This is a genomic window from Oculatella sp. FACHB-28 (assembly GCF_014696015.1).
Taxonomy (GTDB): Bacteria; Cyanobacteriota; Cyanobacteriia; order Elainellales; family Elainellaceae; genus JAAUTN01.
Genome location: NZ_JACJPJ010000085.1, coordinates 56,773 through 75,751, shown reverse-complemented (window position 1 = coordinate 75,751; position 18,979 = coordinate 56,773). Strand labels below are relative to the sequence as shown.

At 48.9% G+C, this 18,979-nt stretch carries 15 protein-coding genes; 3 read left to right on the top strand and 12 right to left on the bottom strand.

Annotated elements, in window-relative coordinates; translation table 11 throughout:
• Window positions 1-137: 137 nt before the first annotated feature.
• Window positions 138-2,096, bottom strand: a complete 1,959-nt coding sequence (locus tag H6F88_RS20765; RefSeq protein ID WP_190644629.1) for a lipoxygenase family protein — start codon at window positions 2,094-2,096, stop codon at window positions 138-140.
• 246 nt (window positions 2,097-2,342) lie between these two features.
• Here H6F88_RS20765 and H6F88_RS20760 point away from each other — a divergent pair, with 246 nt between their 5' ends.
• Complete coding sequence (locus tag H6F88_RS20760) at window positions 2,343-3,311, top strand: putative 2-dehydropantoate 2-reductase (RefSeq protein ID WP_190644628.1); 969 nt, start codon at window positions 2,343-2,345, stop codon at window positions 3,309-3,311.
• Between the two features lie 62 nt (window positions 3,312-3,373).
• Here the strand turns inward: H6F88_RS20760 and psb29 are convergent, their stop codons facing one another.
• The 4 genes from psb29 to H6F88_RS20740 form a co-directional block, all read right to left on the bottom strand.
• A complete protein-coding gene (psb29, locus tag H6F88_RS20755; RefSeq protein ID WP_190644627.1) occupies window positions 3,374-4,087 on the bottom strand; it encodes a photosystem II biogenesis protein Psp29 in 714 nt (237 codons plus the stop codon).
• A 107-nt stretch (window positions 4,088-4,194) separates the two neighbouring features.
• Entirely contained in the window at window positions 4,195-4,563 is a 369-nt protein-coding gene (locus H6F88_RS20750; RefSeq protein WP_190644663.1) for an anti-sigma factor antagonist, read from the bottom strand.
• Between the two features lie 410 nt (window positions 4,564-4,973).
• Complete coding sequence (gene hemF / locus H6F88_RS20745; RefSeq protein ID WP_190644626.1) at window positions 4,974-6,011, bottom strand: oxygen-dependent coproporphyrinogen oxidase; 1,038 nt, start codon at window positions 6,009-6,011, stop codon at window positions 4,974-4,976.
• A 337-nt stretch (window positions 6,012-6,348) separates the two neighbouring features.
• Window positions 6,349-8,232: an ArsA family ATPase gene (locus H6F88_RS20740; protein WP_199333723.1), complete on the bottom strand. Its 1,884-nt coding sequence runs from the start codon at window positions 8,230-8,232 to the stop codon at window positions 6,349-6,351.
• Window positions 8,233-8,322: 90 nt separating this feature from the next.
• Here H6F88_RS20740 and H6F88_RS20735 point away from each other — a divergent pair, with 90 nt between their 5' ends.
• Entirely contained in the window at window positions 8,323-10,149 is a 1,827-nt protein-coding gene (locus tag H6F88_RS20735) for an AAA family ATPase (RefSeq protein WP_190644625.1), read from the top strand.
• A 17-nt stretch (window positions 10,150-10,166) separates the two neighbouring features.
• Here H6F88_RS20735 and H6F88_RS20730 read toward each other — a convergent pair whose 3' ends face one another.
• Both H6F88_RS20730 and H6F88_RS20725 read right to left on the bottom strand, forming a co-directional pair.
• Window positions 10,167-11,471 (bottom strand): MlaD family protein, encoded by a 1,305-nt coding sequence (locus H6F88_RS20730; protein ID WP_190644624.1) that lies wholly within the window; start codon window positions 11,469-11,471, stop codon window positions 10,167-10,169.
• A 163-nt stretch (window positions 11,472-11,634) separates the two neighbouring features.
• Window positions 11,635-12,417, bottom strand: coding sequence for an ABC transporter ATP-binding protein (locus H6F88_RS20725; protein WP_190644623.1), 783 nt, complete (start codon window positions 12,415-12,417; stop codon window positions 11,635-11,637).
• Between the two features lie 401 nt (window positions 12,418-12,818).
• Here H6F88_RS20725 and H6F88_RS20720 point away from each other — a divergent pair, with 401 nt between their 5' ends.
• Window positions 12,819-14,186 carry a gluconeogenesis factor YvcK family protein gene (locus H6F88_RS20720; protein WP_190644622.1) on the top strand — a complete coding sequence of 456 codons (1,368 nt, stop codon included), beginning with the start codon at window positions 12,819-12,821 and terminating at the stop codon, window positions 14,184-14,186.
• A 36-nt stretch (window positions 14,187-14,222) separates the two neighbouring features.
• Here the strand turns inward: H6F88_RS20720 and H6F88_RS20715 are convergent, their stop codons facing one another.
• The 5 genes from H6F88_RS20715 to H6F88_RS20695 form a co-directional block, all read right to left on the bottom strand.
• The gene (locus H6F88_RS20715; RefSeq protein ID WP_190644621.1) at window positions 14,223-15,323 is read right to left on the bottom strand and encodes a HAMP domain-containing protein; all 1,101 of its coding nucleotides are present in this window, start codon (window positions 15,321-15,323) and stop codon (window positions 14,223-14,225) included.
• Between the two features lie 34 nt (window positions 15,324-15,357).
• The gene (locus H6F88_RS20710; protein WP_190644620.1) at window positions 15,358-16,668 is read right to left on the bottom strand and encodes a hypothetical protein; all 1,311 of its coding nucleotides are present in this window, start codon (window positions 16,666-16,668) and stop codon (window positions 15,358-15,360) included.
• The gene (gene argF / locus H6F88_RS20705) at window positions 16,665-17,606 is read right to left on the bottom strand and encodes an ornithine carbamoyltransferase (RefSeq protein WP_190644619.1); all 942 of its coding nucleotides are present in this window, start codon (window positions 17,604-17,606) and stop codon (window positions 16,665-16,667) included. The genes H6F88_RS20710 and argF overlap by 4 nt, the downstream gene beginning before the upstream one ends.
• Window positions 17,607-17,758: 152 nt before the next feature.
• Complete coding sequence (locus H6F88_RS20700; protein WP_190644618.1) at window positions 17,759-18,031, bottom strand: hypothetical protein; 273 nt, start codon at window positions 18,029-18,031, stop codon at window positions 17,759-17,761.
• Window positions 18,024-18,890, bottom strand: coding sequence for a MinD/ParA family protein (locus H6F88_RS20695; RefSeq protein ID WP_190644617.1), 867 nt, complete (start codon window positions 18,888-18,890; stop codon window positions 18,024-18,026). Before H6F88_RS20695 ends, H6F88_RS20700 begins: the two co-directional genes overlap by 8 nt.
• Between the last annotated feature and the right edge of the window lie 89 nt (window positions 18,891-18,979).

Genomic DNA, 18,979 nt, shown 5'->3' with positions numbered 1-18,979 from the left:
GTTTGAATGAGGAGTGTCTTGTGTAAGGGCGCAGCATTCGGCAAGTAAACTCTGAAACAAACCGAGAATTTTTGCCCGAATGCTACGCTTCTACAGGTTTTGGGGCTACAGATTACGTTCTTCCAACGCGCAATTCCCTAGATGTTGATGCTATTGGGAATCCTCGACGGCAGTAGATAAGGATAATCTACCCCGTCCCGATTTATCCGCTGCTGGTTGCGCTGCTGAATTTCTTGCTCAATGCTTTTCAGCTTGAGTTGAAACTGGTGCAGGATTTGCCGATCGCCTTCTTCCTTGTACTGAATCAGTTTTGAATCACCCAATTGTCCCCAAATAATGCCGCTGAGGGCGAAGGTCAACTCCATCTGATTTAAGTCCTGGTCTACAGGAGGTAAAACTTCTTCTAGCTTCACCGCTGCATCGGGGCGAGCATAGGTCGCCAGCGGTGCATTAGGCATATACCCCGCGTAGTCAAACTGAGAAAAATTCACCGCCGCGTGCTGGGGCCCACAGGTAAAAATGATCTGCGTAGCAATCTCAATGAGCTGCTGAAGCCCTTGAATTTCTCCTGGACGCTGATTAGCACTGGTCGCTGCTGGAAAGTTAGGCACGCGAGGATAATCGGGCAACGTATCAACCTGAATTCCTGTCTTAGCAGCAAATTCAGCCGGTATCCAGTCTGGCAGTTCAGGAAATTCGGAAAGGGGGCGATCGCTCAAAGGCTGTCCCAATTCCGCTGTCCAGGCTTGCAAGTAGGGATCGAGCAAAACGGCGGCATCATCGCGGTAATAGCGCTGTAAGTAGCTGCTGACATAAGTAGCGATCGCATCCCACAAAAGCTGAGCATCATCGCGGTAAGCAAAGTCAGGCAAAAACTCTGGCTCTAGCCCTCGTCTGGCAATGTCATAAGGAAGTGCCCCGTCGGTAAACGAGCGCTGCCGATAGGACTGATTGATCAGGCTGACTGAGGCTTCTCGCGTTGGAGCTAGCAGGTCTTCGATCGCAGCGTCTTCGGCTAGCAGCAGCGTATTGCCGCGTGTGTTGATCGCTAGTAAAAAGCGAAAATGCGGCCGCAGAAGCTGATACAGCGGATGACCAACTGGAAGCTGGCGGGAGGTGGCGATCGCAAACGCCTCCATTGACAAATGCGTGTTACACAAGTGGTCAATTAGCTCGTGATGCGTCATGTCTGCCGCTTGGGTATAGAGCTTTGCCCGCATCCAATCATCTGCCGCCGCAGTTGGAGTTACCCATTTGCTGCCCGACTCTAATTGAATTAAGACTGGGTAAAGCCCCTGCTCAGTGCCGTAAAACAAAGCCTGTGGATTTCCTACATAGCGCCCTAACTGAAGATCGGTTGAAGTGAGATCTTTAAATAGGGGATAATTTGCCAAAAACAGGCGATTTTGGGCAGCCGCATCCAGCAAATTCACATTTTTCTCGGTTGCTACTGAGTAGTCTTGGGTTGCCCAGGCTTGCAGTCGCTCCCGGTCTTCTTCTTGAATACGATGCAAAATCATCGGATTTGTCCCTGCCAAACGCTGACGGGCGAACTCGCGATCGCTTAATTCCCCATCCCTAGCGTGAATGAAACTGACCTTTGGGCGTTCTCGCTGCCACCGTTGTTCTAGTTCTGTATAGAACCGTAACCGCTGCCGTTCGCTACCAGGCACCACATCTTTTGAAGGGGAAGCATCTTGTAGGCGATCGGCGATCGCGGCTTTGCTGGCAGCTTTTAACGCCTGACCCATTTCGAGGCGTTTGCGCACATAGTTGCTGTTAAACGTTTCTCCAGGTGGCAATGTCCAGTTGAGCCAATCAGAATGTAGAAACTCTACATCCGCCAGCAATGTACTCAACCTATCCACCTGCTGACCAGTTTTTTGAACCGTTGATTCAAGCCACTGCATTAGCAGGTTCAACGGTGGTGAAACACGTCCTTGCTCAATTAAATTCTGGTAAATTCGAGTTAATCCGTAGCCCAGTGCCCCATCTTCAGCGATGTGGGCAAACAATCGTGCAGGGCCACGCTGTTTCAACCCCATTGGACTGTAGCGATAGAATCCCTGCTGCTGTTCTGGAGGAAGATGGAGCATGATATGTCCTGAATGAGTTTAGCTAAGACGCAACTGTCGAACGGTCGTGAATCAGTTCTATATAAATCGGTCTAGATAGCTGGAACGAAACTCAATAAAGCTGAAGTAGCATTTTTCAGAAGCGAAGTGTTGAGTCTAATCATCTGCACCCACTTATTGAAAACTAAACAAACAAATCAAAGTCCTTTCCTGAAATTTCTAAAAATTTTTCAAATCAAACAGGATTTCTTCTAACAGAATGTCACGATGGTTCTTCTAAACACCTCTAAATCCAATCGCAGCTACGCCATCTTGGGGACAGGAGCGTTAGGCGGGTTTTATGGCGCACGGCTACAGCAATCGGGGACAGAAGTGCACTTTTTGCTGCGAAGTGACTACCAGCATGTTCGCCACCATGGACTGACCATCGATTCAGTGCAAGGTGACTTTAAGCTGCCCCAGGTGAACGCCTATGCCAGTGTTGAGCAAATGCCGCCTTGTGATGTAGTTGTGATTGCTTTAAAGACAACTCAAAATCACCTGTTGCCTCAGCTTTTGCCGCCTTTAGTCGGCGAAAATAGTACGGTGCTAGTGTTGCAAAACGGGTTAGGGGTTGAAGCCGAGGTCGCTCAAATTGTGGGCCCGGAGAAGGTCATGGGTGGGCTATGTTTCATCTGCTCCAACAAAGTTGGTCCCGGTCACATTCACCATTTGGACTATGGAGCAATTGTGCTGGGGCAGTATTCAGCCAACAATCAGCCGTGCGGTATCACACAGCGCATGTCTGAAATCGCAGAAGATTTTCGACAAGCCAATATTCCAATTGAGCTAACGGAAGACCTGTTTCTAGCACGCTGGCAGAAGCTCGTGTGGAATATCCCCTTTAATGGGCTTTCGGTTGTGCTGGATGCCACGACTGAGGAAATGATGGCAAACCCGGTCGTGCAGAGTTTGGCAGAGCAGCTAATGCGAGAAGTGCAGATAGCTGCTGGGGCGTGTGGGCGATCGCTCCCTGACAGCTACGTTCAAAAAATGCTGGATCACACGGCAAAAATGAAACCCTACCGCACCAGCATGAAAATTGACTATGACGAGCACCGTCCATTAGAAATCAAAGCCATCTTCGGGAATCCACTCGATAGCGCCCAACAAGCCGGAGCAAAAATTCCTCAAGTCGAAATGCTGTATCAGCAGCTTCAGTTCCTGGATGCTCGGAATCGCTCTGCAGAAGTCTGAAAATAGGCAACGAAAAAGGCACCCTTCTGGAGTGCCCTTCACGATTTATCTATTAAGGTGCCTTACGTCGGTTCCTGAGAATTGCTGGGAGGAGCGGCAACTGCATCCTTTGCTTTGGCTCGCTCTTCCTTCTTCTTCCGGTCTGCCTTGAGCATATCTTCCATGACGATCTGGGCTTGAGCAATTTTTTCTAGATTGCTGCGATAAAGTTCCAGATCTTTTTGCACTTTCTCTTCAGGCAAGTTTAGTGCATCACAAACCTGCTTAATCGCTTCATTTCGCCGCTTTTCATCTTTAACGAGGTCAAAATCTACACGTTCTAGCAGGGTATATAAGCCGATCGCAAATAGACGACTATATTTGAACTTGGGGTTTTGGGAGATCGCCCGAAATTGTCCCGTCAGACTACCTGCCTCGGAGTTTTCAGACTGCTTAAGCTGACCCATCAGGTTATCCAAGGACAGACCAGATGCTTCTGACTGCAACCGCTCAAAATCTTGCCGATAGGTTTGAGGGTCGCTGCCGATGGATTGGCAGAGCGCGTTAAAAATAGAAACTTTGTCGTTTTCCGGCCGGTAGCCCTGCATAAATCGCTCAAATGCATTAACTACACCTAGTGCGTAAATGGGATCATAATGAAAATCCGCATTGACGGAAAGCAAATGCATTTCTACCATCAACTCCTCTACAACTCGGCGGTAGATGGAGTTAATTGGGCGAGTGTGAGTATTGTAGAAAGCTCGCTTGGTATCGGAGACAGTGCGGACGTTGTTCACAAGAAATTTTAAAGATAACTTGATCCTATTGTCTCGTGTAGCGGCTAGTTTGCCAAGCAATGCTGAGGCTAATGCTCAGGCAAAAACTGACTAAAAATGCTGCCAATTTAGCTGGCAATGCCGCGAGGAACCCCTTCCAGGGCTTCTGCTTCTGTATCAAAAATTTCAAAAACTGAATCCATCATCGTCACCTCAAAGACAAGCTTGGCTTCGGGATGAACGTTACAAATGCGGAAGCTGCCTTTCACCTTGTCGGCATCGCGCATTCCTGCTACAAGAGAAGTTAAGCCCGAACTGTCAATAAAATTAACGTGTCCTAAATTTACAACCACGTGTGGACTCAATCTAGAAATGCACTCCTGTAGCTTGAGTCGAAACTGCCACGCTGTTGTGATATCTAACCGTCCTGTTGGGGTCAGAAGGATGATCGTTTTACCGTCTTGGGTGGTGTGTGTTGTCTGCTCCACGTGAATTATTGCCCTCTTTTTAGGAATTGCAGTATCAGTTTCTCAGGTGTTCTAAGCCTCAAGAAACCCCAAAGCAAGATTTAGAGATATGCACTACTCATGCGATCGCCCTCAGAATACCAGTTCCGGAACCATATCCAGAGAGGGTAGACACACCTAGTCTCTTCCGTCGCAGAACTGTGTCCATTCTAGTCGGGTCTGATTAAGCAGCTATGTATCAGTGCTTCGCTAAATCCAGGATGCTTAAGCCGCAATTGGCTGCACCACAACCCCTAGATTACCCACCCCTACGAGTTACTATCCCTCCTGTAGCAGGTTAACTCGTTTGGGAATTAGGAGAATAAGGGAGTGCTGGATAACCCTCACTCCCTTACTCCTTCACACTCAAAAACGTGAAGTTTTATTCCCTTGGTGGAACGTTAGTGGTTATCAGACGACCAGCTAGCCCAATCTTGAGGCTTTAGAAATCTCTCGTAAAGTTCTGCTTCGGGCGTGTCGGGCTCTGGCTGATAGCTATATTCCCAGCGCACCATTGGGGGCAGGGACATGAGAATAGACTCGGTGCGTCCATTGGTCTGTAGCCCAAAGATCGTACCTCGGTCGTAAATCAGGTTGAACTCGACATAGCGACCCCGCCGATAAAGCTGGAACTGACGCTGGTGATCGCCATACTCCATTCCCTGCCGCCGCTCCACGATGGGAATGTAGGCAGGCAAGAAAGAGTGTCCACAATCCTGCACAAAGCTGAACAACTGCTCCCAGTTGCGCGGCGCTATTTCTTCTAACGCATCACTGTAGACTGCTGCTGGTCCGCTGGCATTGGGACCGTGATAAAGCTTACCTCGCCCATCCTGGTAATCAAAAAAGATACCGCCGACTCCCCGCGTCTCCTGACGGTGCTTCAGGTAAAAATATTCGTCACACCAACGCTTGAAAGTTGGGTAGTACTCTGGATGATGCTGATCGCAAGCCTGCTTCATCGTTTGGTGGAAATGGGCTGCGTCTTCTGCAAACGGGTAGTAGGGAGTCAAGTCGATTCCACCACCAAACCACCAAACCGGTCCTGCCTCAAAGTAGCGGTAGTTGAGGTGAACTGTAGGAATGTAAGGATTACGTGGATGCAGCACCATTGAGGTGCCCATCGCATGGAAACCGTGCCCTGCTGCTTCTGGGCGCTGCACTAAAATCGAGGGCGGCAGATCCTTTCCCCAAACTTCTGAAAAGCCGACACCACCTTGCTCAAACACCCTGCCTGATTTCATCACACGAGAACGACCGCCGCCACCTTCCTCGCGCGTCCAGGCATCTTCCTGAAAAGTTCCTTCACCGTCTACTTCTTCTAATTTTTGGCAAATCTGATCTTGTAGATCTCGCAAAAATTGACCGACCCGCTGTCTTGAATCAGAGGGGGGTGCAAAGCTGGAGGTCTTGATCTCAGTGGTGTAAGAATTTGTCATAGCCCTACTTCAAATCGTCTGTGCCCGCTTGAATGTCTGGATGAGGCGTAAAAGAATAGATTCTAAACCAGGCAACAGATTGAAGTTGCCACAGTTTGATCTAGAGTATCTTGAATCGAGCTGAATCATGCGCTGAACTTTATGAACATAAGTAAACCTTGAAGTAGTGAGTTTAGAGAATACAAAACTTGTTCCGGGGCTCCTCCTTAGCATATGGAGCTGGTGGCGCTACCTCCTGAAAACCAGTGACAGAGGTACTTTAACGGCATTTCCAAGTAGAACTCAGGAATGAGTAAAAACGGGTGGAAGGGAGAAAAATTAGCAGATTTTGGAGACTCTAAAACAGCAGATTTGAGGCAAGTTTGATTTGTTCAAGGGCATCAATAGAACGGGGTAGCAGGGGCAGCTTAACAAAAGTTAGGCGATCGCCCCTCCCTTCAAATCCTTCAACCGCAATTTCTTCCCCAGCTTGATAACAGTTATGCACGACATAGCGCTGCTGAACGCCCAGATTATCTAAAGCCTGCGTGAGTCGTTGAGTTTCGGCAGCGATCGCTGATTGTGCCTGGAGTACCCCAATAAATTCAGTGTATTTAGGATCTTTCAGCCGTTTTTGCGCCTGCATCACCCGTTGACGGAGCGATCGCAACCTTCCCATTAGTTCTGTGCGCCCTACTACGTCCTGATATTTGAGCCACAGACGAAAGATCCAGGCAAGCCAGTCTGCCATTGCTGTCGGCATTTCTAGAAATCGCAGCAGATGACCCGTTGGCGCGGTGTCCAGAATAATCAAGTCTTGTGCCTTTTGTTCCAGCAGTTCCATTACTGTCACCAGCGACAGCATTTCATCGATTCCAGGCAATGCTTGAGACACGATCTGTCGCCATGCTTGAGGTCCATACGCAATTTTTAGGTCGTCGTCACCTGTCTCGCCGCTCATCATTTCTGCCAGTTCCCACAGGTAATCTGCTCGAAACTGGTCTAGAACTTCTTCTGCATCGACTTCCTGCCCACTAAGATTAGTGCTCAAGGCAACGGGCCGATGTCCTAACTGCACACCTAGTGCATCTCCCAAGGAGTGGGCAGGATCAATCGAAACAACTCGAATATTTCGGTCAGGGTGGCGTTCAGCCATTGCCCACGCGATCGCCGCTGCTACCGTTGTTTTTCCTACCCCACCCTTGCCGCCTACCAGAATTAGCTGCCGTCCTTCTGCCAAAAAGTCACTGAAACCAGGCGGAGTTTTTTGGGGTAATGGTGCAGGTTTCGCTTCACCCGTGTGCTTAATGTCCTGCTGATGGAATTCCTGAATCTGGGCTATCAGTTGATCTAGAGCAACCGTACCAACGGGTTCTTTAGCTTGCTGAGGTGCTGTAAAAATAGGGAGCTGTTGGGTTGCTTGAAATTTATTAAGAATTAATTGCTGTTCGTCATAGCGATCGCACTCGTCGGCATCCAGCAGAATGTGGTTTACAAATAGCCCACCAACCGGAATTTGCAGCTTTTCTAAGGCTGTGAGAAATCGCTGAGTTTCCAGGTAACTCATCGGTTGGGCGATCGCCACCACCAGGCAAGCTGTTTGCTGCTGATCTTGCAAAAGCTGCCGCCCTGCTGCCAAATCTGCCTTGATGTCTACCAAAAATGCATCTGCCTGATCGGGCACATACTGCCCTGCAAACGTTTGGCTGATGACGCGATGCTTCTCCTGAAACAAATCCATTGCTTCTAAGAAACCATCTAAAAAGTCCATTAGCTCAAACAGGTTCAGCGTGTGCCCGCTGGGAGCCATATCTACCACGATGCGATCGGCGACTCGTTCCCGCAGTAGCCGTTGAATCTCCAAAATACCCATCAGTTCATCTAGTCCAGGCCAGCTTAGATCCCAAACTGGGCTGAGGTCTTCACCTTGAACAAAACTGCCCCGCTCCACCAAAAGCTCTAGAACCTTGCCATAGTCTGCTTTGAACTGTTGAAGTAAGGACTGAGAATCTAGCGCTCTCACCTGAAGGTTCGGCAAATCTGGAAGCGATCGCGGCACATCTCCAACTGGCGACAACAAAACGTCTGCCAGCGAATGAGCTGGATCAGTCGAAACCAACAAAATTTGCTCATCGGGAAACTGCTGCGCCCAGCGACGAGCAAACCCGCAGGAAAGCGTCGTTTTCCCCACTCCGCCCTTACCGCTAAACATTGCCAACCGTAGTCTGTCGTACTGGTGCATTCCTTTTACCCAAAGCCTGCATCGTTAAAATGCCCATCCATCTGGGATGACTAAACCATTGGGATCAGTTGGGAAAACAGAGAGGAACTGATGAGTGACTTCTTTAAGGGATTTGAGCAGCTTTTAGAACTAGCTAAAGCTTTAGAAGAAAAGATGGAGAAAGGCGAACTAAAAGCTGACGTGCAAATCAACTCCCGCACCCTCAGCAGCATTCCGCGTCAGGGCAATATTCCCAGAAGTGGAATTGGCGTAAATCCATCTGCCAGTAGAACTCCTTCCACCCAGACCGATGAAGTCGTCGTTACGCCGCCTGCTGATCCTCAATCTCCTGCTGCTACAGCCTCGCTGCGAGAAGTCGGTGGACTCTCTGAAGTTTTGCAAGAACTGCGAGAGCTAGTTGAACTTCCCTTGAAGCGCCCCGAATTGTTGGCAAAGCTAGGATTAGAACCAACCCGAGGCGTATTGCTAGTTGGACCTCCGGGTACTGGCAAAACCTTGACAGCCCGTGCCCTGGCAGAAGATTTGGGCGTAAACTACATTGCCATCGTCGGTCCAGAAGTAATTGGGAAATACTACGGAGAAGCCGAAGCTCGGCTCAGAGGTATTTTTGAGAAAGCTGCCCGTTCTTCTCCCTGTCTGGTTTTCATTGACGAAATCGATAGCCTCGCGCCCGATCGCAGCAAGGTTGAAGGGGAAGTAGAAAAGCGTTTGGTTGCCCAGCTTTTAGGGTTGATGGACGGATTTGCCCAAACTAAAGGAGTCATTGTCCTCGCTGCTACGAATCGTCCTGACCACCTTGACCCGGCATTACGTCGTCCAGGGCGACTTGATCGGGAAGTCCAGTTTCGGGTGCCCAATCGAGAAGGTCGCTTAGAAATTCTCACAATTCTGACTCGGGCGATGCCGTTGGACGAGTCGGTAGAATTAGGGGCGATCGCCGATCTCTCAGTCGGTTTAGTCGGTGCTGACCTCAAAGCCGTTTGTCAAAAAGCTGCTTACACTGCCCTACGTCGTCAGGTTCCGTCTCTCGAAGCCCCAATTCCAGAGACAATGACTGTGAATCAGCAGGATTTGCTTCAGGCGATCAAGCAGGTGAAACCGTCAGTTTTGCGCTCCGTCGAGGTCGAGTCTCCCGAAGTTTCTTGGGAACAAATCGGCGGACTGGAGACCATTAAACAGACGTTGCAAGAGTCGGTTGAAGGGGCGTTGCTCTATCCCGAACTTTATCAGCAGACAGGCGCAAAAGCCCCGCGCGGAATTTTGCTATGGGGACCTCCAGGGACGGGCAAAACCCTTCTTGCTAAAGCCGTTGCCTCTCAAGCCAGAGCTAACTTTATTGCAGTTAATGGACCAGAACTGCTGAGTCGCTGGGTCGGTGCAGCAGAGCAGGCAGTGCGCGAACTATTTACCAAAGCAAGACAAGCCGCACCTTGTGTCGTGTTTGTGGATGAAATTGATACATTGGCTCCAGCACGCGGCAGCTATGCCGGAGATTCGGGAGTGAGCGATCGCGTTGTAGGACAACTCCTTACTGAACTCGACGGCTTGCAGGGTTGCCCCAATGTGCTGCTCGTTGGCGCAACTAACCGCCCTGAAGCCCTTGATCCAGCTCTTCTGCGAGCTGGACGGTTAGATTTGCAGCTTAAAGTAGACCTACCGAATTTAGAAAATCGACTCGACATTCTCCGGGTTCACAATAGCGATCGCCCCTTAACCGATGTAGACCTTACTGCTTGGGCCAGCCAAACCGAAGGCTGGAACGGAGCAGATCTTGCTTTGCTGAGCAATCAAGCTGCTCTAGAAGCGATTCGCCGCTACCGTGCCCAAGGATTCACTGATCCCAGCCAAATTCAAATCACCGCTGACGACTTTACTGCCGCCTATCAATTACTCTCCAGCCAGCGCCAATCAGAATGAGATGTTATCCAAATGACCTACTCCACCGGAGCCGAAGCCGGGACTTCTGGTGTCACCTCCGTTGAGTGGGTGGCTGAATTGGTGACAGTATAGGGGCGCATTCTAGCCTGTTGGGAATTGAGCAAGGTCAAACGGACTGATTCTGGCATTGTTACAGCTAGACGGTCAGTTGGGGCAAGGTCTTCAGACTCAACAGCGATCGCAGCAGGTTCTAAAACTTGAGCCACAGCGGTCTGCTGTTGCAACTGCTGAGTTGAGGAAACCAAACCGCTCAACCCATCAACCAGGTCACGAATGTTTTGGCGAAATTCTGGATCACCCGTCAATTCATCCAAGTCAGCAGTAATCTTTTGAGTATTCTGGAACGTAGCACGGGCAGAATCTAGCGTTTGCTGCAAGAGCAAAATATTATCAGCATCACCTACTGCGCCAGTGAGATCGCGCAAATTAGCCGAAGCCTCGGCTGCATTAGCAGAGAGAACTTCCAGATTTTGAAGCAGCTCTCCCTCTTCAATCGCAGGAGCAAGCCGACTGACTGTAAGCTGAAGTTGGCTGCTAGCCTGGTTCAAGTTACCCAGAGTGCTAACTAAAATGGAGCGGTTGTCTGTCAGCAAGACGCTAACTTGAGCAGCCGTTAAGCCAATTTGGTTAGCAGCTTGCCCGACCGAGTTAGCTGAAGTCGCAGCCGAAGTGGTTAGCCTGTTTAAATCCTGCTCGACTGAGCGGGTTAGCCCCGAAACTTGCCGTGTTAATCCCGCAACCCCCGCCGCCGCTTCTGAGGTGTTGCGAGTCAGGGTGCGAATTTCGCCAAAAAACACCGGGTCAGTGATCAAATTGGTCAACTCGACCGTAGAGCGAATCAGTGCCTCAAAGCTAACGCCGACGTTGCCTTGAAGGCGATCGCCATTACAAATAATGACTGTGTTATCACAATCAGCATCCAGCGGAGTGGTTGCAATCACGGCAGCAGAAGGTTCTTCAAGCGGGGTCATATCAACGGAGGTTTCGCCAATTAAGCCTGACTGGTTTGCCTCAATCAGCACATCACTGGGAATCAACAGGTTGGCAGATGTAATCTCAATCGTTACCGCAACTGCATTTGGACCAGGCTGAATCGACAGAATTTTGCCAACTACCACACCCCGATACCGGACAGGCGCACCTGCCTGCATTCCAACCACATTGGGGAATTCTACTATCGCCTGATAGCTACGACTTCCCGGATTTAAACCGCGAATCCACAGTGCTAACAGCCCAAATAGCCCTAACCCCACCAGGATTAATAATCCGACGGAGCCTTCTCGTATCGTTCGCGATCGCATGACTTCTCCTCAAAACGATTTGCGGCATTGCTCAATTTGACATGAATTTGCAGGTAAGGATTCCATCGACCTGGTCAAATTCATCCTATCTATACAGCAATACCCAATTTGCAGTACACGGCAAACGCCAGAATGAATGCTCATAACAGATTAACCGACTTCTTTAACCCACCACCTGAATCGGACCATGTATGCTGCCACTAAAGAATTGCCGCACCAAAGGGTCTTTGGTGGAATCAATTTCACTAACAGCTCCCGCCCACTGCACTTTGCCCTTATAGAGGAATATAATCCGGTCAGCCGTCCGCCGAATTGTGCTGTCCTGGTGTGTCACCATTACATAGGTAGTGCACCCACCTGACTTGGATTGGAGATCGCGAATCAGGTCTTCAATCACGGTCGAGGCGATGGGGTCAAGTCCGGCAGTCGGTTCGTCATAGAGCAATACTTCAGGTGTATCGGAAGGTCTCTCTGGGTTTGCCATGATTGCTCGGGCAAAGCTGACGCGCTTTCGCATTCCGCCAGAAAGTTCTGCTGGGTAGCGATCGCCAATTCCAGGTAAACCCACCATCTCTAGTTTTTGGTTGACCAGTTCTCGAATATGGCGGGGTGGTAGTCTGGAATGTTGATATAGCAAGAAGCCGACATTCTCATCTACACTTAGCGAGTCAAACAAGGCTGCCTGCTGAAACACCATGCCAATCCCAATGGGATCTTGAGCATCATCAACTAGCCCTTTCCGCCGCTGTCCTTGAACAAATACTTCACCCGAATCAGGGGCTAACAGTCCAGCAATAATTCGTAAAATCGTAGACTTGCCTGTGCCAGAGGGCCCAATCACCGCCAGAGCTTCACCCCGGTAGATAGTTAGGTCAACCTGATCGAGGACTACGTTATTACCGAAAGACTTGCTAACTCCCTTCAGTTCAATTAACGGCTCAGCCATAGCGTAATGAGAGGCAGGTCAAGGGAACTAAAAAATATTAAACTCTAGACCTTAGACTCTGAACTCTAGTTCATTCAAAGTCTAGGGTTTAGCGTCCAGATTGCATAAGTGGCACACATTTCAAAACCAGATTGAGCAAACCAATGTAACCTAGTCAACTTTGAACTGTAATTCAGCTTTGAATTCAGCCTTGATGCCTTTTTACTGGCGGCTTAACCCTCAAAATATAGCTTTGTTGGAAGCATTACAGTTTTGCAACTTTCATTCTGAGAATGGTGTATCTAATTTAACGTAAAGGACTTGATATCTGCCTTGACTCTAGTAGATGAGCTATACCAGCATAGGGGCAGCAATCGATAGAAGTTTTTGGTCGACTTTCCTAACCTTGCCCGTGATCAGCAATGTCATTTGGTTTACTGAAACAAGCTTTAAAGGCGATCAGATATGAATCGCGCCACCGTGCTCCGGTGCGATTCAGCCGATGGTTTTTGTGGCTAGCACCAGGGTTGTTTGTCAAACGATGGTTGTTGGTCAGTGCTAGCGGTGTTCTGCTGACGGGATTAGGTTTAGCCATTTGGACGAACCGAACTCCGGTATTCTACATTGGGCGATTCATTTCAGATTTTTTAGAAACTGTCACCACATTCTTTCCCAGCTATGTCAGTGGACCGATCGCCATAGCAATTGGCATTCTGTTTATCTTTTGGGGACAAACGCGCAGCCTGGGATCAATTACCCAGGTGTTGATGCCAGAAGGGGATGAGGAACTGATTGATGTACTAATGACCCACCGGCGGTTAAACCGTGGTCCCAGAATTGTCGTGTTAGGCGGCGGCACTGGGCTATCTAACTTACTGCGAGGGCTAAAGATCTACAGTGCCAACATTACAGCGATCGTGACTGTTGCAGATGATGGGGGATCGTCGGGACGCCTGCGACGAGAAATCGGCGTGCTGCCACCGGGAGATATCCGCAATTGTCTAGCAGCTCTGGCAGATGAAGAAAAGCTGTTGACTGAGCTATTTCAATATCGGTTTAGGGCTGGAGATGGGCTGGTGGGTCATAGCTTTGGCAATCTGTTTTTGACGGTCATGAGTGAGGTGACGGGCGATTTAGAAAGGGCGATCGCCGCTAGTTCTAAAGTGCTAGCAGTACGGGGGCAAGTGCTTCCGGCAACCCTGAGCGATGTGCGGCTCTGGGCGGAGCTATCCGACGGTCGGCGAATTGAAGGCGAATCTCACATCACCGAGGCTCAAGGCAAGATTGTTAAAATTGGCTGCACTCCTTCCAATCCGCCTGCTTTACCTAAAGCGCTTCAAGCGATTCGGGAAGCAGACTATATCATCATGGGTCCGGGGAGCCTTTACACCAGCATCATCCCCAATTTGCTGGTGCCTGAAATTGTTGAGGCGATCGCCCAACGTGAGGTTCCGCGCGTATATGTCTGCAACATCATGACGGAAGTTGGAGAAACCCAGGGCTACACCGTTTCTGACCATATTCGCACCATTGATGCAGCAGCCGGACATCATCTTTTCGATGCAGTCGTCGTACAAAAGAAAACGCCCTCTGCCCAAGCGTTGATTCGCTATGCCCAAGAAGGCTCCCATCCCGTTTTCCTAGACCGGGAATCTGTAATGCAGTTAGGTCGGCGCGTTGTAATCGCTAATGTAATGCTTGAAGACGAACACACTGGACAAGTCCGCCACGACTCCGATCGCTTAGCAAAAATCTTGCTGCGTTGGTATAGCCGCGTTCACGAGCTATAGAGGAAAAGCTCAATGCTCTTACGCTATGCTCTCCCATCATTGAACTGTTGGATCTGAATCTGAGGAGGAATCTGAAGTAGGGTCTAAACCTGAATTTGAGGTTGCGCCGGGACCAAAATCTTGATTGCGCCTACGAAGGGACTGGGCTTTGACTCGCAAATCTTGAAAAAAGTCTGTGTCTACAATTTCTTTGACTCGCTTCTGGCGTTTTGTCTGATCAATTTCGATGCGGAGTTCTGCAACCTGGCGTTTCAAAATTTCTTCACGCTGACGAACTTTGCCAACCATGATTTCAAATACTTCAGCCAGCGTTGTGATTTCATCGCGAACTTGCCTTTCTCCTGAAAGATAAGACAAACTCTGACTGTAGTCTCCTTCCCCAATTCGTTCCACGGATTGGGTGAGGTTGACAATGGGTCGGGTCAGAACACGAGACACAACCCAAACCAGGATAAACAGCGTTCCATAGGTCGTCGTGAAAGCAATCAAAACACTCCCGCGAATTTGCTGCTGCACCTGTAAGACATAATCCGCCCGAAAATCAACGCCCAACGCCCCAATCCGTTTTCCCTCTCCGTTGGTCAACGGAATTGCACCAGACACCCAGGTGCCCCATTCATCTGTAAATGGCTCAGCATCAAAAATTTCAGCCGTTAGCCCTTGCAGTAGAATGCCTCCTTCCGGTTCATCATAGGATTCCAGAAATTTTGCGCCGTCGATTCTTCGGTTAATTGCACTGCCGCTGCCCACAAATACAATTTGGTTGGGGGTAGAAGAAGCGGTATAGGTGTAAATGTAGGCACGAGGTTCGATGCTTTCTAGCTGAGCTAGCCAGTTGACGTGTTCCCAGTAGCGCGGATCATCGCTGTAGCCGTCGGCTCTAGGTGTGCCCTGGTCAATCAGAGCAGCAAAATCTTCGGTACTTGTGCCGCTTGCAGCAGCTTCCATCGTGGTTTCTAGATCTTCTCGAATTTGTTCAAGTGCAAAATTAGTTGCAAATCGATAAAACCAGTAATAGGCACCTGCAAAGACAAGACTAAAGACTAGTGTGAAACCTGTTAAAACTTTAAGCTGAAGGCTAATGAAATGAGATTTTTGAGATTTTTGTTTTGCTGTTTTTACGTTCCCTAATTTCACGGTAGATTCCCCAATCTTTTCTGAGCTCCCTGCTTTAAAGATTCAGCTTATCTAAGATGATTTTGCCTCGCTGCCGTCGTTTTAGTCTCCAGTTAAATAAGCTTTCTTCGTATACTGATCGCATTTTAATAATAGCGGCGATCGCCCCTCCACAAGCAATCAATCCAATGCATAAATAAGCATAAAAATAAGTCGAAACATTAAATTGAATTCCAAGTAATACAATCACGCCTATGGCTAGACAACCAATAACAGTCCCTATTGCAAATAGATAGCTATCCATAAACATACTGACTCTGCCTCGACGTTCCTCAGGGACAAAGGCCTGAAAAGACTTTCGAGCAGATTCATCAATAGTAAATTGAGTTAGCTTAGACAAAGAAAAACCACTGACACCACCCACAATTCCTGGAAAAAGCATCATGGAAAAAGTACCGATTAGTTGAGCTAACGGTAGTGCAAAAAACGCGTTTTTTAAGCCTGTTATCTTGATTAGGAAACTCGTGAAAAACCCTTGAATAACAAATGACGTAAGAGTGAGTCCTAAGCGATACAAACTGTAGAAGCGCTGATAGCTATCAGCAGTACTAAAAACGTGATTAGAGACAACTAAAAAGTGAAATTCAAATACGGTCAGGCAGACGTTAATTGCCAGAATTGCAACCGTCAAATAGCGAAAAGAAGATACCTCTCGGACAAAGCTCCAGGCTTCTGTTAAAGTGGCGATCGCTGACTCTTGCTTTTGAGCAGCTTGTCTAAATTTGATGCCCTTTAATCTCGACTGAGTTAATAGGAATGCAGCCAAATAAACTAATGCATTCAAACTGAGCAATTCTTCCGGTTTTAGCTGAAGTTGAGTGAGGAGAGTGGGAGCGATCGCCGCTAACCCCAACCCCAGGATTTGTCCGACAAAGCTACCTGTGGCAATCAGCGGAAACAACCGTTTGGTTTGCGCCATGTCAAACAGATCGTTTGCCAGAATCCAAAACACCAGCGGAAAGAAAAGCAACTGCTGCTCAGCAAGCAGATAGAGGAGCGAATAGTTGAGCCAACGGGGTGCTTGAAGGCTAAATAATAGCCTCAAAACAACCAGCATCAGCACATAGGCACAGCTCATCCAGCCCATCAAACTGACCCGGTTAAACCGATCGACGACCAGGGATTGCAGTCCCGTAATCAGAATTGTGAGCAGCATATCTACCAGCCAAACCAGCAGAATTTGGTTGACTCCAACGCTGCTCAAAAAACCGCTTACGGCCACCACATCAGAGACCTGACAGGCTAAAGCATTACTCAACAGCAGCAGCCAAAGCGTTACGACAAGGTATGTCTCTTCTTTCCTCACGCAGCAGTACAGCCTACTAAATGCAGGAGAATTGCCTTCTGGACATGCACTCGATTTTGGGCTTGCTGCAACAGTCTGGACTGTGCCCCATCTGCGGCTGCATCAGAAATTTCTTGTCCCCGATTGGCAGGCATACAGTGCATGACTAGGGCTTGAGGCGCATGAGTCATGAGGCTATCGTTCACTTGGTAAGGACTAAACAGAGCCAAACGTCGGGTTGCTTCTGCTTCACTTACCTTTTCCCACATACCCATGCCTTCCCAAGAATCTGTGTAGATTACGTCTACTCCTCGGACTGCCTCAACAGGGTTTGAAATGCACTGAACGACTTGATCACCCGCGATCGCCCGCGCCATTTCGATTGTTTCTGCTTCCATCCAAAAATCTTCAGGACTGCTGAGAATGAGCTGAAAGCCAAACTTAACGGCTGCAAATAGTAAGGAGCGGGCAGTATCTTGATTGCTAGAACCTAAGTAGACTACCTTCAACCCAGACAAGCGCCCTAACTCTTCTTGGATAGTCAGTGCATCAGCCATTGCCTGACAGGGATGGTTGTATTTGGTTAGCGCGTTGATCACAGGGACAGGTGACCAGGCAGCCATTTCTAGCAAATTTTCATGGTCGCTGACTCGCGCTGCAATGCCGTGAACGTATTCACCTAAAACTCGTACTACATCGGCAATGGATTCGCGATCGCCCATGTCCACATCATCCTTGCAGAGATAGAGCGCATGTCCGCCTAACTGCTGAACTGCGAGTTCAAAACTGACACGGGTTCGCAGAGACGGTTTTTGAAAAACCAATGCCAGCGTTTTACCGCGCATTACGGTTTGGTGTCCTGTACTGAAGTGTTCCTGCTTGAGAAAAGCTGCTTTGTCTAGCAATTCCTCTAAATCTGCGGTAGACCAGTCCATCAAACTCAGAAAGTGTTGTGCCATTGCGAACCTTCTCCAGGTCAAGACTAAGCTGCCACCCTCGACCTTTCTGCAAAGGTAGTCCGGGATTTGGGAATTTCATTTCTAGAGCGAAAAATTCGCTGCTGAACGAGATTCGGAAAGCCAGGTTAGCTTTTTGGGATAGTTCGAGGGAGCTACTCAGGGGTGTTGTCTTTTAAGACTTCCCAAATCTGGTTGGGCAGTAACCGTTGTTTTTCTGAGGCAAGTCGAGCTTGGTAGTATCCGTCATCCGCAACCCGGCTGAATTGTAGTAGTCCTTGCTTTACCAGTTTTTCTAAGATGGTCTCGACAAGTGCTTCAGGCTTTCCGGTATGGTTCACGCAGTCTAATAAAGTTGCTTTGCCCCGCCGAATGATCCAGTTCATAAGCTGACGTTCAGCGTCGGGCAACAGCAGCAAATCAAACATTAGAAACGCCAGGGTCAGACACTCTATCAGTCGGGTTCGCTTTGGTTAACCAGGCTTTTAGGAGATGTGCACGTTTGGTTTCGCCAATGTTGGTAATTTGTTGGGCGATCGCTCTGACATCTTTACTCAAGGAATGTTCGGGGTAGCGCAGACAAAAGATGTCGCTGCTGGCTAAAGTCAGCAACTCTTGGGAGAAGGGTAAAACGGCTGCGACGGGATGACCGTAGGTTCTTTCAAGCTGTTGCCTAACGTCTTGCTGGAGATACTTAGATGAAACCTGATTGGCAACCAACAGAATTTTGGGAACTCCTAACTTCTTAGCGACATCCAGCGTGAGCGCAACGTCCTGAAAGTTCCGCTGGTCTAAACACAGCACTAGCACCAGAATGTCCGAAAGGGCGATCGCCAGCAGCGTGTCTTCGCTCGATTCAGGATTTGTATCAATCAACAAATAGTCGAGCTTGAGACGGTGACTCAGTTCAAATAGTCCCTGGCTCAATGTACTGGTGTCGTAACCCTCTTGTAGCAGTTGGGCCATCTCGTTAATCTTGATGTTAGAAGGAGTGAGGTAAATGCCTCCTCCCATCACTGCTATTTCTCCGTGGTTAATCTTGAGGAGTGGACTGAGTGACTGGGTCGCCTCCTGAATTCCTACGTTGCTCCAGAGGTAGTAGTTGAGGGCATGATCAGTTTGATCTTCGTCAAGCCCAAATAAAGTGTGAATTCCAGAAGCCTGCACATCGATGTCGATGATGCCAACTCGCTGTCCGTGCTCTGCAATGCTAACGGCTAGATTAGCAGCCAGGTTAGATTTGCCTGTGCCATGACGGAGGGAGTGAACAGAGACAATTTTGGGCATTGCAGACCTTGAAAACTAGGCAAGCCACGGAGTCTTAAGCAGGAGCAACACAGGTCTAGGCTGTAGCTAAATTATTCCCCAGTCTAACG